This window comes from Polaribacter sp. HL-MS24 (genome assembly GCF_032758595.1).
Lineage (GTDB): Bacteria > Bacteroidota > Bacteroidia > Flavobacteriales > Flavobacteriaceae > Polaribacter.
In genome coordinates this window covers 77,101-90,260 of record NZ_CP136415.1, presented here as the reverse complement: position 1 = coordinate 90,260, position 13,160 = coordinate 77,101, and the positions used below count along the sequence as shown (strand labels likewise).

11 protein-coding genes, 1 tRNA gene and 1 pseudogene are annotated in these 13,160 nt (G+C 35.1%); 4 read left to right on the top strand and 9 right to left on the bottom strand.

Annotation, left to right across the window (positions count from 1 at the left end):
• Positions 1-155 precede the first annotated feature (155 nt).
• A complete protein-coding gene (msrA, locus tag RRF69_RS00450; RefSeq protein ID WP_316940043.1) occupies positions 156-806 on the top strand; it encodes a peptide-methionine (S)-S-oxide reductase MsrA in 651 nt (216 codons plus the stop codon).
• A gap of 26 nt (positions 807-832) precedes the next feature.
• Here the strand turns inward: msrA and RRF69_RS00445 are convergent, their stop codons facing one another.
• From RRF69_RS00445 to RRF69_RS00420, 5 genes and pseudogenes are all read right to left on the bottom strand, one after another.
• On the bottom strand, positions 833-1,354 hold the full coding sequence (locus RRF69_RS00445) for a DinB family protein (protein ID WP_316940042.1): 522 nt from the start codon (positions 1,352-1,354) through the stop codon (positions 833-835).
• Between the two features lie 588 nt (positions 1,355-1,942).
• Positions 1,943-2,782 carry an aldo/keto reductase gene (locus RRF69_RS00440; RefSeq protein WP_316940041.1) on the bottom strand — a complete coding sequence of 280 codons (840 nt, stop codon included), beginning with the start codon at positions 2,780-2,782 and terminating at the stop codon, positions 1,943-1,945.
• Positions 2,783-2,956: 174 nt separating this feature from the next.
• Positions 2,957-3,509 (bottom strand): annotated as a pseudogene (locus tag RRF69_RS11720) (CPBP family intramembrane glutamic endopeptidase).
• A gap of 682 nt (positions 3,510-4,191) precedes the next feature.
• Positions 4,192-4,686: a VOC family protein gene (locus RRF69_RS00425; protein ID WP_316940038.1), complete on the bottom strand. Its 495-nt coding sequence runs from the start codon at positions 4,684-4,686 to the stop codon at positions 4,192-4,194.
• Positions 4,687-5,044: 358 nt separating this feature from the next.
• Positions 5,045-5,128, bottom strand: a tRNA-Leu gene (locus RRF69_RS00420).
• Positions 5,129-5,348: 220 nt separating this feature from the next.
• Here RRF69_RS00420 and RRF69_RS00415 point away from each other — a divergent pair.
• Positions 5,349-5,867 carry a shikimate kinase gene (locus RRF69_RS00415; RefSeq protein WP_316940037.1) on the top strand — a complete coding sequence of 173 codons (519 nt, stop codon included), beginning with the start codon at positions 5,349-5,351 and terminating at the stop codon, positions 5,865-5,867.
• Here the strand turns inward: RRF69_RS00415 and RRF69_RS00410 are convergent.
• The gene (locus RRF69_RS00410; RefSeq protein WP_316940036.1) at positions 5,859-6,362 is read right to left on the bottom strand and encodes a phosphoribosyltransferase family protein; all 504 of its coding nucleotides are present in this window, start codon (positions 6,360-6,362) and stop codon (positions 5,859-5,861) included. The two genes, RRF69_RS00415 and RRF69_RS00410, sit on opposite strands and share 9 nt — an antisense overlap.
• Entirely contained in the window at positions 6,355-6,741 is a 387-nt protein-coding gene (locus tag RRF69_RS00405; RefSeq protein ID WP_316940035.1) for an RNA-binding S4 domain-containing protein, read from the bottom strand. The genes RRF69_RS00410 and RRF69_RS00405 overlap by 8 nt, the downstream gene beginning before the upstream one ends.
• A gap of 81 nt (positions 6,742-6,822) precedes the next feature.
• Here RRF69_RS00405 and RRF69_RS00400 point away from each other — a divergent pair, with 81 nt between their 5' ends.
• Positions 6,823-7,701, top strand: a complete 879-nt coding sequence (locus RRF69_RS00400; protein ID WP_316940034.1) for an FKBP-type peptidyl-prolyl cis-trans isomerase — start codon at positions 6,823-6,825, stop codon at positions 7,699-7,701.
• A 177-nt stretch (positions 7,702-7,878) separates the two neighbouring features.
• On the opposite strand, the gene RRF69_RS00395 is transcribed toward RRF69_RS00400, so the two are convergent.
• The gene (locus RRF69_RS00395) at positions 7,879-8,907 is read right to left on the bottom strand and encodes a TlpA disulfide reductase family protein (RefSeq protein ID WP_316940033.1); all 1,029 of its coding nucleotides are present in this window, start codon (positions 8,905-8,907) and stop codon (positions 7,879-7,881) included.
• A gap of 113 nt (positions 8,908-9,020) precedes the next feature.
• Between RRF69_RS00395 and hutH the strand changes: the two genes are divergently transcribed.
• Entirely contained in the window at positions 9,021-10,529 is a 1,509-nt protein-coding gene (gene hutH / locus RRF69_RS00390) for a histidine ammonia-lyase (protein ID WP_316940031.1), read from the top strand.
• 48 nt (positions 10,530-10,577) lie between these two features.
• Here the strand turns inward: hutH and RRF69_RS00385 are convergent, their stop codons facing one another.
• Entirely contained in the window at positions 10,578-13,136 is a 2,559-nt protein-coding gene (locus RRF69_RS00385) for an ATP-dependent Clp protease ATP-binding subunit (protein WP_316940030.1), read from the bottom strand.
• Positions 13,137-13,160 lie beyond the last annotated feature (24 nt).

Genomic DNA, 13,160 nt, shown 5'->3' with positions numbered 1-13,160 from the left:
AATGTAGGGCTCTACTTCATTTTTTACAAGAATGGTTTTGAACAAAATGCTAAAGTTGTAAACAATTGTATGAAGTGGCTATTGCTTAGAACTGTAGGAGTACTAGTTTGGAAAGCCCAATGGAGTGATTGAAAAACCCTTTAAAGAATAAAAAAATGAAATTTATAAAAGCAACCTTTTTTGCCAGTTGTACCCTTTTTATCATGGCATGTTTTAGTTTTACTGAAAGCAAAAAAACAGCAGTACCGACCGATCATATTGACCAAGGGACAGAAGTCGCTTATTTTGCCAGTGGTTGTTTTTGGTGTGTAGAAGCTATTTTTGAAAGCGTAGAAGGTGTTGCAGAGGCCGTTTCTGGCTATGCAGGTGGTTTTACCAAAAACCCAACCTATGCGTCGATTGGAACTGGAAAAACAGGGCATGCAGAAGCGGTTGCGGTATATTACAACCCTCAAAAAGTTTCGTTTGCAACCTTGATTCAAGTGTTTTTTGGCTCTCACGATCATACAACCGTAAACGGGCAACACCCAGATTATGGAACCCAATACCGTTCCATTGCATTTTATAAAACTCCTGAAGAGAAAAAAATTATTGAGGCTGCTATTCTTGAATTGAATGCAAACTATTCCAAAAAAATAGCGACAGAGGTCACTCAGTTTTCTCAATTTTATAAGGCTGAAGACTATCATCAAGACTTTGAAAAGCGCAACCCCAATCAGGGCTATGTAAAGGCAGTTTCTATTCCGAGATTGAACCGGTTTAAAAAGAAATTCCCTGAGTTGTTGAAGAAAGATCGTTTAGAGTAGGTTCTTATTGGTTTGATTTGAGAATTTCATGATTTCAGTCCGTAATTATACGGTTGGTCCACAATTCTTTTCAAAATCGCAATTTGTCCGCAATGCCACATGGTGTGTTTTATGTTCCAATCTATTGCCTCAAATTTTGTTTTGGCAACAGGATGAGGGATTTTTGTGGATTCAACGGCTTGCTGCAACTCATTCTGGGATAATGATTTTATTACCCTCAAGGATTGTCCTTGCATGTATTTCAAATCCTCCTTTAATTGCTTAGGATTCGTTTTATCGATCAAATCTTTTGCAGCAGTATCATACCCATATCTTTTTGTGTACAAACGCAAATCTAGTTTTTCGATTATTTCAGAAATATGACCAACCACTGACATAATCGTGTGGTAGTAAATGCTAATTATTTGATGACCTATCTGCCAACTAAAATTTGACTCGATTCCGTTTGCTATGATGTGCCACCTATCATAGGGTACACTAGCAATAAGCTTGTTCGTCCACTCAAATGCATTTTCAGTTTGGTTGGTTAAAATTTCAATTTCAGTCATTTTACTTTTATTAAAAATCTATGGATCTATTGGGCAGCTGACAAAAAAAGTCCTTAGTGCTCACTATTCTTAAAAAGCTCTTCCTCAGTAAATATTTAAACTACATTTTTAGTACTAATTATTTTTTTTAGAGGATTTATAAAACGGTTGCCGGTATCACCCCGTTTTCGATGGTATCTGGACTCCATTTGTTTTTTATAATTTTATTGAGTTCATTCTTCAGTGAATTCTATCCAATATGTAATCCTTTTGGAGCTCCTTAAATAATCAATGCAAGTTAATACTATTTTTAATAAAATAAAAAAAATATTAAATAAGTATTTAGGTTTATGGCAAAAAAAAATCCTCTAAACAAAATGAATAGGGGTGATTTGTGATGGAAACGATTGTTTAGAAAACAATCATTTAGGGATGTGTATTAAATGGCTCTATTCCCATATGCATCAATAAATCGATAGGGATAAACTTCTGGGAGTTTGCTTAATTGGGTCAATACATCTAATTCATCAGCAGTAAGGAGAATGTTGTTTGCGCCCATATTGTCTTTGAGTTGGTCGAGGGTTCTAGCGCCTAAAACGACAGAAGCAATTACTTTTCTCGATAAAATCCATAGGCAATGGCTATTTGAGAGTGGGTAGCATTGTATTTTAAGGTTAAGGCATCTATAGCTCCCATAATTTTCCAGTTTTTATCATTATTTCTTCGTTCCCAAGATTCTTCGGTATCTTCGGAAGTCATCGAAATTCTTCCCGATGTAGGAGTTGCTTTGGAATATTTTCCAGATAAGAATCCGCCCCCTAGAGGGCCCCATGCCAAAAGTCCCAAACCTTCTGATTCTAACAAATCGAAAAATTCATACTCTACATCTCTTTTCACCAAACTGTACTGATATTGTGCACTGATAAAAGGATTGGTGTTGAGGTATTTTGTCAGTCCTTGGGCTTTCATTACTTGCCAAGCCTTAAAGTTTGAAACTCCAATATACCGTACTTTTCCACTATCAATCAAATGTTCTAGTACTCTAAGGGTTTCTTCAATTGGGGTGATGGGGTCAAAACTGTGCAAATAGAGCATGTCGATATAATCGGTTTTTAGCCGAGTTAAACTGTCTTCAACACTCTGTATGATATGGGTTCTAGACAGACCTTCCGCATTGACATCTGATGACATGCTAAATCTGACTTTGGTAGAAATAATCGTTTTCTTACGGTTTCCTTGTAGTGCCTTTCCAATAATTTCTTCTGAACGTCCTTCGGCATAAACATTTGCGGTGTCTATATGATTTCCACCCATTTCGAGATAGTAATTGATCATTTCAATCGCGTCCTTTTCTGAAGTTGATCGACCTAATTGTTCACCAAAAATCATTGTTCCTAATGTTAGATTGGAAGTGATCAAGCCACTATTTCCTATTGGTCTGTATTTCATTTGTATTGCTAGTGGTTGTGTATCTTAATTAAAGCAGGTAATTTAGGAAATTTAATTCGAATTCGATAGTTTATGCTTATCCGGTTTCTAAGTAGGCGAGGAGTAGGCAGTGGATGCGTTGCTACGAATAAAAAAATGTGTAAAAAGAGACTGTTTACAGTGCATGCGATTGGGCTATCGGGGAGGTGTATTGGTTGTTTTTTTTCTATTATAATATATTCCAATTCCAATTATAGTTATTATTTGTGCGATTATTGATAAGTATGAACCTTCAAACCCAAAAGCTCCACCGTTTATTAAATTTCCTTCATTCTTGCCAAATTCTATCAATGAATATGTGTCTTGTCCACTAACATTAAAACCCAGAAGAGTTTGAAACAAGTTCCAACTTAAATGCATTGCAATCGGAAACCATAAATTTTTAGTATGGATATACGATAGACCAAGAACTATTCCTGCTAAAAACAAATTAAATAAAGAGAATAAATCAATATTCGGATTAAAGCCATGCATTAAAGAGAACAAAATTGAAGAAATGACTAAGGGCTATATATTTATAAAATGAATTCATTAAGTTTTTTAAAATATAGCCACGAAAAAGAGTTTCCTCAACTAATGCAACAATCGTATATAATAATATAGAAATTAATAGTTCTTTATAGTTGAAATGTATTCTTATGAAAAATATTTCTTTAAGGTCTATTAATATAAAATACCCTAAAGACATAATTAATAAACCGATAAGAATTCCAATAATAAATCCCTTTAATCTATTCTTTGTTTGAAATCCAAGTTTAGTAAAGTGTTCTTTGTCTACAAATTTCATAAATAGCCAGAGAACAAAAAAAGTCCCAAATAAATCAAAAATACTAATTGTTAGTTCTTGAGTTGATGTTTTTTTAGGTTCAAGATTTGTAATATCTACTCCTGCAATAAATGCTCCAATTAGTTGAAATGTTCCTACAATAAACAAGTATGGAATAATTAATAATAGTATTCTTTGCCAGCCTTTTAACATGTATTCTTTTTCGTTCATTTCAAATTAATTAAAACGCGTCTGGCTATAACACTTTTTTAATGTGTTATTAGTCTGTGTACTTGTCAAACAATTGTTTATCCAAAAATAGATAAATCTAGATTGATCAAAAAATATTTTTGTTAAATTTAAGGTTGCAAGGAAAAAAGGCCTATTAAGAAAAGCTGTTTGCTAATTTTCAGTTGAGTGAACGGGTGCCCCAAGAGAATTTTTATCGTCTTTTACGGATGTAATTGATAAAAAAGTATTGACCCCTCAAAAAACAATATAGCACACTCTTTTTTTTGTATGGCATCCCGAAGATCGGTTTAAAAAGCAAGGGTTTTTACTTTTTTTCTAGGCTTGTACACCGGTTACCATTGTTAGCAGCTGGTCATTCTTTAACATTTCCTTTTTCGTCAATTCCGAGGAATGGGTTACAGGCAATTTCCCATAAATTCCCATCCAAGTCCGATATGTAGCTACTATATCCTCCCCAATTCACTTTTTGAGGTTCTTTTACTATTTCAACTCCATTGATTCTTAATTCCTCAATGAGTTGGTCAACTTCTTTTTCGGATTTGGTATTGTATGCTAAAGTAAAGCCCTTAAATCCATTTCCGTCAGAGTTTACAGTTGCATCTTCGGCTAATTCTTTTCTGTCATAAAGAGCGAGTTGAATTCCGTTTAAGGTGAAGAATGAAATGTACTGATTACTTGATACAGATTTTTTCCAACCAAACTTTGTTTCATAAAAATCAGTAGACTTTTTTAAGTTCGAAACCCCTAAAGTTATAATTGTCAGTCTTTGTTCCATAATATCCTTTTTCGATTGTCCAAAACTATTTGTTGTCAGCAGGACTAAAATTACTATTGTTAAATATCTCATTTTTATAACAAAAGCAAATTAATTCTATTTTTTTAAAACAATTCAATAAAACCAATAAATTTTTACTCATACGTCAAAAAAATGATTGAAATATAGGGGTAGGGGACTTTCTGATGAAAAAGATTTTTTGTAAAATCTTAGGACTATGGTTGTTAGTAGGTTTCTTTAACTCTTTAGTGTGTTGTTTTAGAGTCTGATTCCATAAGAATTCACGGCCTAGGGTTTTCTTCTAAAAGCTATGCTACTAGTTGTGTTTCCGGAATTTTTTGAATTGTAAGAAATTGTAGGGGAACTAGAGAAATAACTTTGTTTTTAATACGAAGGGGTAAAAAAGATCAAAAATGAAGAGATGTAAAAGTGCGCACGAGAAGATTCGAACTTCCACGAACTTGCATTCACCAGCCCCTCAAGCTGGCGCGTCTACCAATTCCGCCACGTGCGCTAATTTACTAAAAATAAAAAGTGAAGCTATCGCTTTACTTTGTATGGTGACCGGGCTGGGGCTCGAACCTGCGACCCTCTCCTTAAAAGGGAGATGCTCTACCAACTGAGCTACCATAATCGGGTTCTTCCTAAATCGAGTGCAAATATAATATCATTCTTAAAACTTACCCCTATAAATTTGGTGTTTTTTTATCGATATTTGCAGAAAATACAAATTCATGAAATTAGTTTTATTGGGCTATATGGCTTCTGGAAAGTCAACCATTGGAAAATTACTTTCCGAAAAGTTGTTTGTTCCTTTTATCGATTTAGACGAGTATATCGAATTTAAAGAAAACAGTAGCATAACCACTATTTTTAAAGAAAAAGGAGAAATTTATTTTCGGAACATTGAACATCGCTATTTGAAGGAATTGATACATACAGAAGAGCAATTTGTGCTTTCGCTGGGTGGAGGGACTCCTTGTTATGCAAACAATATGGAGTTGATTTTAAAGTCGGATCACATTACAGCCATGTATTTGCAAGCGAGTATTCCTACAATCGTAGAACGATTAATTGCCGGAAAAGACAAACGCCCTTTGGTTAAAGAATTGGGAGATGAAAAGTTGACTGAGTATGTTGCCAAACATTTGTTTGAAAGACGCTTCTTTTATGAGCAAGCCCATCACAAGGTAGTCATTGATCATAAAAAAATAGACGCTATTATTACCGAAATTAGAATGCTTTTACATTAAAAACGCAATGGCTTCTTTTTGATCAAACTCTACAATTACATGTTCTTTAATCGATGTCGATAAAGAAATTCCTTTAAAGTCAGCCTTTACAGGATATTTTTTGTGGTTTCTATTGACCAATACTGCCGTTTTAAATCGCTTTAAAGGAACGTTTAAAAAGTGTTTTACACCATAGATCAACGTTGCACCAGAGTTGAGTACATCATCGACCAATACAATGGATTTGTTTTTGTAAGCTTCTTCATTCAATGAAGTTGTTACAGGAGCTAAAAGTTTTTTCTTATCGATAAAAACCTTGCAAAGCGTCGTTTTGATCTCCGAAATTTTGTTGAGTTCTTCCACGAGCTTTTCAGCGAAAATGTAGCCATTTCCAACAATACCGACAATGATTACCTCTTTTTCGGTTGAATTACTCTCTAAAATTTGATATGCAATTCTACGAGTCTTTTGGGCCACTTGCTGAGTGGTTAAAATAATGTTTTTTGTATCAGTCATTTTGAGTTTCAATATCTTCGTCCGTATAATCTTCTATATCCCGTCGATCTTTTTTAGTGGGTCTTCCAGTCCCTCTTTTTCGATAGTGGTCTTTCGCAAATTTAAGCATTTCGTTTTTCTCGAAAGCTTCTTTTGGAGTGACATCTTTTCGATAGAGGTCAACAATTTTGGCGCCAACTCGACTTTCCGGTAAATCTAAAACTTTATATTGATAGTTTATTTGATTTTTCCGTACCAAAAGAAGTTCATTCCCAAAGATTTCTTTAGAGGGTTTTATGTTTGCGGCATTTATCTTTACATGCCCTTTTTTACACGCTACAGTAGCTATGTTTCTAGTCTTGTAAACGCGTATACACCATAAATATTTGTCAATTCTCATAAAAAAAGTTAAAAAAGTACTTTTGCCTTTTTACAAAGGTATAAAAATGCTAAATTGCGGCACTAAAATTAGCATGAATAAATGAATAAATTTAAATATATTTTTGCCCTTCTTATAGTAATTGCCATAGTGGCTGCTTGTGGAAATAATACAAATTCAATTCCTGTTGATGATTTTGATCATGAAGCACAAGCTTTAATTGATAATGATTCCCTAAATTCTTTTTTTTCAAAGCATTATTATGATGCCGATGTGGATTCTTTAAAAACTCTAGTTGATGGTGCATTACCGCTATCACGAGATGAGAAATTAAAAACCTTGAATGTTACTGAAAATGAAATTGACTACAAATTGTATTATTATGAAAATAATATTGGAAACCCCACTGTGGATAAAGGCTTTCCAACCACAATGGATTCTGTTTTTGTCAAATATAAAGGGTTTAGAATTAGTAAAACAGATAGTATATCTCCCTCTTTTGATGGAAAACAAATTCCGATATGGTTTACTTTAAACGCTGTTATTAGGGGTTGGTCGCATGGTTTAGTGAATTTTAAAAATGGAGATAATGTAACAAGTAATGGCCCAATTACCTATGAAAATGGAGGGAAAGGAATTTTATTCATTCCTTCTGGATTGGCGTATAGAAATACTTACTCGGGAGCAATTTTACCAAATGAAAATTTGATTTTTTACATCGATTTGTACGATTTTGTAAAAGATACTGATCACGATAACGATGGAGTTCCTTCATCGGAAGAAGATCCAGATGGAGATGGTGACCCAAGAAATGACGATACTGATGGAAATTCTAATCCAAACTATTTAGATACCGATGATGATGGAGACGGTGTGTTGACCATTAAGGAAGATGCAAATGGAGATGGAAACCCTTCCAATGATTTTTCAGATTCAGCAAATCCAAACTTACCAGATTACTTAAACCCAGCGATTAAGTAAAACTCAGTTTAATACTATAAAAAATGCTCTTGAATTTTTCAAGAGCATTTTTGTTTTTATGGACATTTCACATCTCAGAGGGCTATAGGTGAAATGAATTTGAAAGCCTTTTTATGGTCATCCTGAACTTGATTCAGTATCAGTAAAAGGTCTGTGAGAAAGGTTTCGTGTTGTCTTTTATATCCCCAAGGAACTCAATAAGTCCCTCAATCTTGGGTCAGAAGGTCTAGGAGCATTGGGATCTACAATTACTCCCTTTGGATCGATCAATATAAACCGTGGAATCCCATTAATTTTATATGCTTTTTGAAAAGAAATATCTTTTCCAGACCAAAGCTGAATGCCTGTCATTTCTCTTTTTTGAATGAAATTGCGCCATTTCTTTTCTGCTGCTTCCCATGATCCTCCATTTCTTCTGGCCTCATCGGTAGAAATACTCACAAATGCAATATTCTTGTCTTGATAGTCTTCTTCTAGCTGATGTAAAAAAGGAATCTGTTGAATACAAGGTCCACACCATATTGCCCAAACGTCAATGTATACATACTTTCCTTTGAAAGATTCTAATGATTTTGTTCCTCCTGAATAGTCAATATAGTCTGTAAAAGTGGGGGAGGGTGTACCAGCAACATTCTCTAATTGGGCAGCATAGGCATTCTGAAAATAGTCTATTATTTGAGTATTTTGTGCTTTTGCATCAGCTACTAAAGCACTGTCTAAATCTTTATATGCAGCCAAAGTATGATCTAAGTCATTTTGTAAATCTGTTATTTTTTTTTCAAAAGAAAGGGCATCTAATTTTAAAATCAAATTGGGATCGCCAAGCTTTTTTGTCAATGCAATTTGTGCTAAAACGTAATTGCTATTGTCAGCACCCGTTCCTTCATACGTAAAGCTTTCCATAAATTTTTCTGAATCTCCACTAATGTAGATGTCAAAACCATTTTTAAGATAAAGGGGAGCTCTTTTTGTTGGACTGGTTTGAAAAGTGTAGATATTGCCATTTTCAACAACGAGGGTGTCCTTAAAGCGACCTTCTGCGTCAATCCTTAGGGTTTTAAGTACGCCCGATCTGCCTCCAATGGTGATTAAGGAATCGGTGTTGTTTTCCAATTTTCCAGCAATTGTTGCATAGTTTTTGGGATGATTCTGTGAACAAGCTGTAAAAATACTGATGCTAAAAAGCAGGATTCCGATTTGTTTCATTGGTCTTATTTATTTTAAATGCAAATATAGAATATTCTGTTTAAGAAAAATAGTTAAATTCATTTGCATATACAGATGCAAATTTGCAAATTTGATAAAATAATCAACTATTTATGAGCACATTCCATTATATTGATAATAACCCACTCGATTTAGCTAAAATTCACGAAATTATTTCTACGAATGCAAAATTGGCTTTATCTGAAACGGCGATTCAGAAAATTGAAAAGTGCAGATTCTATTTGAATGAAAAAATGAAATTGATTTCAAAACCAATTTATGGAATCAATACTGGCTTTGGTGCTTTGTACAATGTAAAAATTGATGGAAGAAACCTTCAAAAACTCCAAGAAAATTTAGTCATGAGCCATGCTTGTGGAACGGGAGAAGAAGTGAATAGCGAAGTAGTAAAGCTGATGTTACTTTTTAAAATTCAATCGTTAAGCTATGGACATTCGGGGGTGCAATTGGCAACCATCAATCGTTTGATTGATTTTTACAACCACGATATTTTTCCGATTGTCTATTCTCAAGGATCTTTAGGGGCTTCTGGCGATTTGTCGCCATTGGCACACCTGTCATTACCTTTGATTGGCTTGGGAGAGGTCATGTATCATGGTCAAAAAATAGCAGGAAAACAATTGATGGAAATGTTTTCTTGGGAGGGCATCAACCTGCAATCTAAAGAAGGTTTGGCATTGTTGAACGGGACACAATTTATGTCTGCCATTGGAATTCATTGTTTGCTGAAATCACATAAATTATCCTATTTGGCAGATCTTATCGGAACCATTTCTTTGGAAGGCTTTGATGGAAGAATAGAGCCTTTTAACGAATTGATTCACTTTGCAAGACCTCATCATGGACAAATTAAAACTGCCGAAAGAATAAGCCATTTTCTGGAAGATAGTAAATTGATTTGTCAAGAAAAACAACACGTACAAGACCCATATTCTTTTCGATGCATGCCGCAAGTCCACGGTGCAACCAAAGACACCATTCGGTTTGTGACCAAGACTTTTTTGACGGAAATCAATTCGGTAACTGACAATCCGAATATTTTTGTCGATGAAGACGAGATTATTTCTGGGGGGAATTTTCATGGGCAACCATTAGCTTTGGGATTGGATTTTTTGGCAATTGCCATCTCTGAATTGGGAAATATCTCTGAAAGAAGAACCTATCAGCTGGTTTCTGGACATCGACATTTACCGCCTTTTCTAATAGCAAACCCAGGATTGAATTCAGGATTTATGATACCTCAATATACAGCTGCCAGTATTGTCAGCCAAAACAAACAATATGCAACTCCTGCAAGTGTAGATTCTATCGAGTCGAGCAATGGACAGGAAGATCATGTTTCAATGGGGGCAAATGCAGCGACAAAATGTAAAAAGGTTGTCGATAATTTACAAACCATTTTAGCCATCGAATTGTTTACTGCTTCTCAAGCCTTGAGTTTTGGTAGTGGAAAAACATCTCCTTTTCTGGCTTCGATAGTGCGTTCGTTTCGAGAAGAAGTTTCGATTGTAGAAGAAGATCGAATACTCCACTATGATATCGTTAGTGCGACTAAATTTATCGATTCTTTAGAGATTGATAATAAAGAGTTGTTTGGGTAGAAGTGAAAAAAAAATCCCAAACGAATGTTTGGGATTGTATTTGTAGAATTAAGATTCTGTTTCTGTTCGAGTTTCTTCTTTCTTCTTTCCTTTCTTAATTTTGATTGTGAGTTCGCTTTTGGCCTCGTCTAAATCCATTGCAATGGTATCTCCTTCCGAGAGTTTAGAATTTACAATTTCTTCTGCCAAGGCATCTTCAATGTATTTTTGAATGGCTCTTTTAAGAGGTCTTGCACCGTATTTTTTATCAAAACCTTTGTCTGCTATGTAATCTTTGGCTTTGTCGCTTAGATTCAAAGTGTAGCCTAAATCAGAGATTCTGTGAAGTAGCTTGCCCAATTCTATATCGATGATGGCGTGAATGTCTTCTCTTTCTAAGGTATTGAAAATAATCACATCATCAATTCGATTTAAAAATTCGGGTGCAAACGATTTTTTCAAGGCACCTTCGATGACTGATTTTTCGTGCGCTTCTGCTTGTTCTTTTTTGGAAGAAGTTCCAAAGCCAACACCACCGCCAAAATCTTTTAGTTGACGAGCTCCAATATTGGATGTCATAATGATAATGGTGTTTCTAAAGTCAATTTTTCTTCCTAAACTATCGGTGATGTGTCCATCATCTAAAATTTGCAATAACATATTGAATACATCAGGATGTGCCTTTTCGATTTCATCCAATAAAATTACAGAATAAGGTTTTCTTCGAACTTTCTCGGTCAATTGTCCGCCTTCTTCATAACCAACATATCCCGGAGGTGCTCCGATTAAACGTGAAATAGCAAATTTCTCCATGTATTCACTCATGTCAATTCGAATCAAAGAGTCTTCTGAGTCAAACAGTTCACGTGCCAATACTTTTGCGAGCTGTGTTTTTCCAACTCCCGTTTGTCCCAAGAAAATAAAAGAACCAATTGGTTTGTTTGGATCTTTAAGACCTACTCTATTTCGTTGAATGGCTTTTACAACTTTGGTTACGGCTTCATTTTGACCTATAACTTTTCCTTTGATCAAGTTTGGTAAGTCGTGTAGACGATTGTTCTCTGCTTCAGCTACTCTGTTGACAGGTATTCCAGTCATCATTGAAACCACTTCAGCGACATTGTCTTCAGTAACAATTTCCCGATTGAGTTTCGAGTCATCTTCCCACTGTTTTTGAGCAGAATTGAGTGCTGCTTCTATATTTTTCTCGTCATCTCGTAACTTGGCAGCCTCTTCATATTTCTGACCGTTTACTGCTTTAGTTTTGTTGGTACGAATAGTTTCTAATTGAGTTTCAAGTTCTATTACTTGTTGTGGAACCACAATATTGGTGATGTGTATTCTTGACCCTGCTTCATCCAAAGCATCAATAGCCTTGTCTGGTAAGTATCGGTCGGTCATATATCTATTGGTCAATTTAACACAGGCTTCCAATGCGTTGTCTGTATAATTGACATGGTGATGTTCTTCGTATTTGTTTTTGATGTTTTGTAAAATCTGAATGGTTTCTTCTACTGAAGTTGGCTCTACAATAACCTTTTGAAAACGTCTCTCCAATGCGCCATCTTTTTCGATATTCGTTCTAAATTCATCTAGGGTCGTAGCACCTATACATTGGATTTCTCCTCTGGCAAGTGCTGGTTTCAGCATGTTCGATGCATCTAAAGAACCGGTAGCTCCACCTGCACCTACAATCGTATGAATTTCATCAATAAATAAAATGATGTCATCGTTTTTCTCCAACTCATTCATTAAAGCTTTCATACGCTCTTCAAATTGACCACGGTATTTTGTTCCTGCAACCAAACTTGCAAGGTCTAAAGAGACCAAACGTTTGTCAAATAAAATTCGAGACACTTTGCGTTCTATAATACGTAATGCCAAACCTTCTGCAATGGCAGATTTCCCAACTCCAGGTTCACCAATCAACATCGGATTGTTTTTCTTTCTTCTACTCAAGATTTGTGAAACCCGTTCAATTTCTTTTTGACGCCCAACAACAGGATCTAGTTTTCCTAATTCGGCAAGCGCAGTTAAATCTCTTCCAAAATTATCCAACACTGGTGTTTTCGACTTTTTATGTGCGCTTCCTTTAGAAGCTTGTTGTTCAAACGGATTTGGTTTTTCTGATTCAAATTCGTCATCTGATGGAGTTTCTGCAATCGGATTTTGTGGAAGATCTTTCTTTACATGCAATTCTTTGTACAAGGCTTTTGCTCCATCATAATTGACATGGTATTTATGAAGTAACTTTGTAGCAGGGTCATTTTCATTACGCAATATGCATAACAATAAATGTGCAGTATCGATCGATTCACTTTGATATAATTTGGCCTCTAAAAAAGTAGTTTTAAGGGCTTTTTCGGCTTGTCTAGTTAGGTGAAGATTTTTCTTACCCTCGCGAGGCAACAATGTTGGCTCAGCAGGATTTAATTGTTCTAGTTTTTTTCGCAACAGAATAAAGTCGACATCGAAAGAGGTTAAAATTTCTACCGCTTTCCCATCTTTTTTCCGAATCAGTCCTAGGAGAAGATGTTCTGTACCGATAAAATCGTTCCCTAAGCGTATCGCTTCTTCTTTGCTGAATGTAATTACATCTCTAACCTTTGGTGAAAAATTGTCGTCCATATATTCTTTCTTTATTCATGTAAA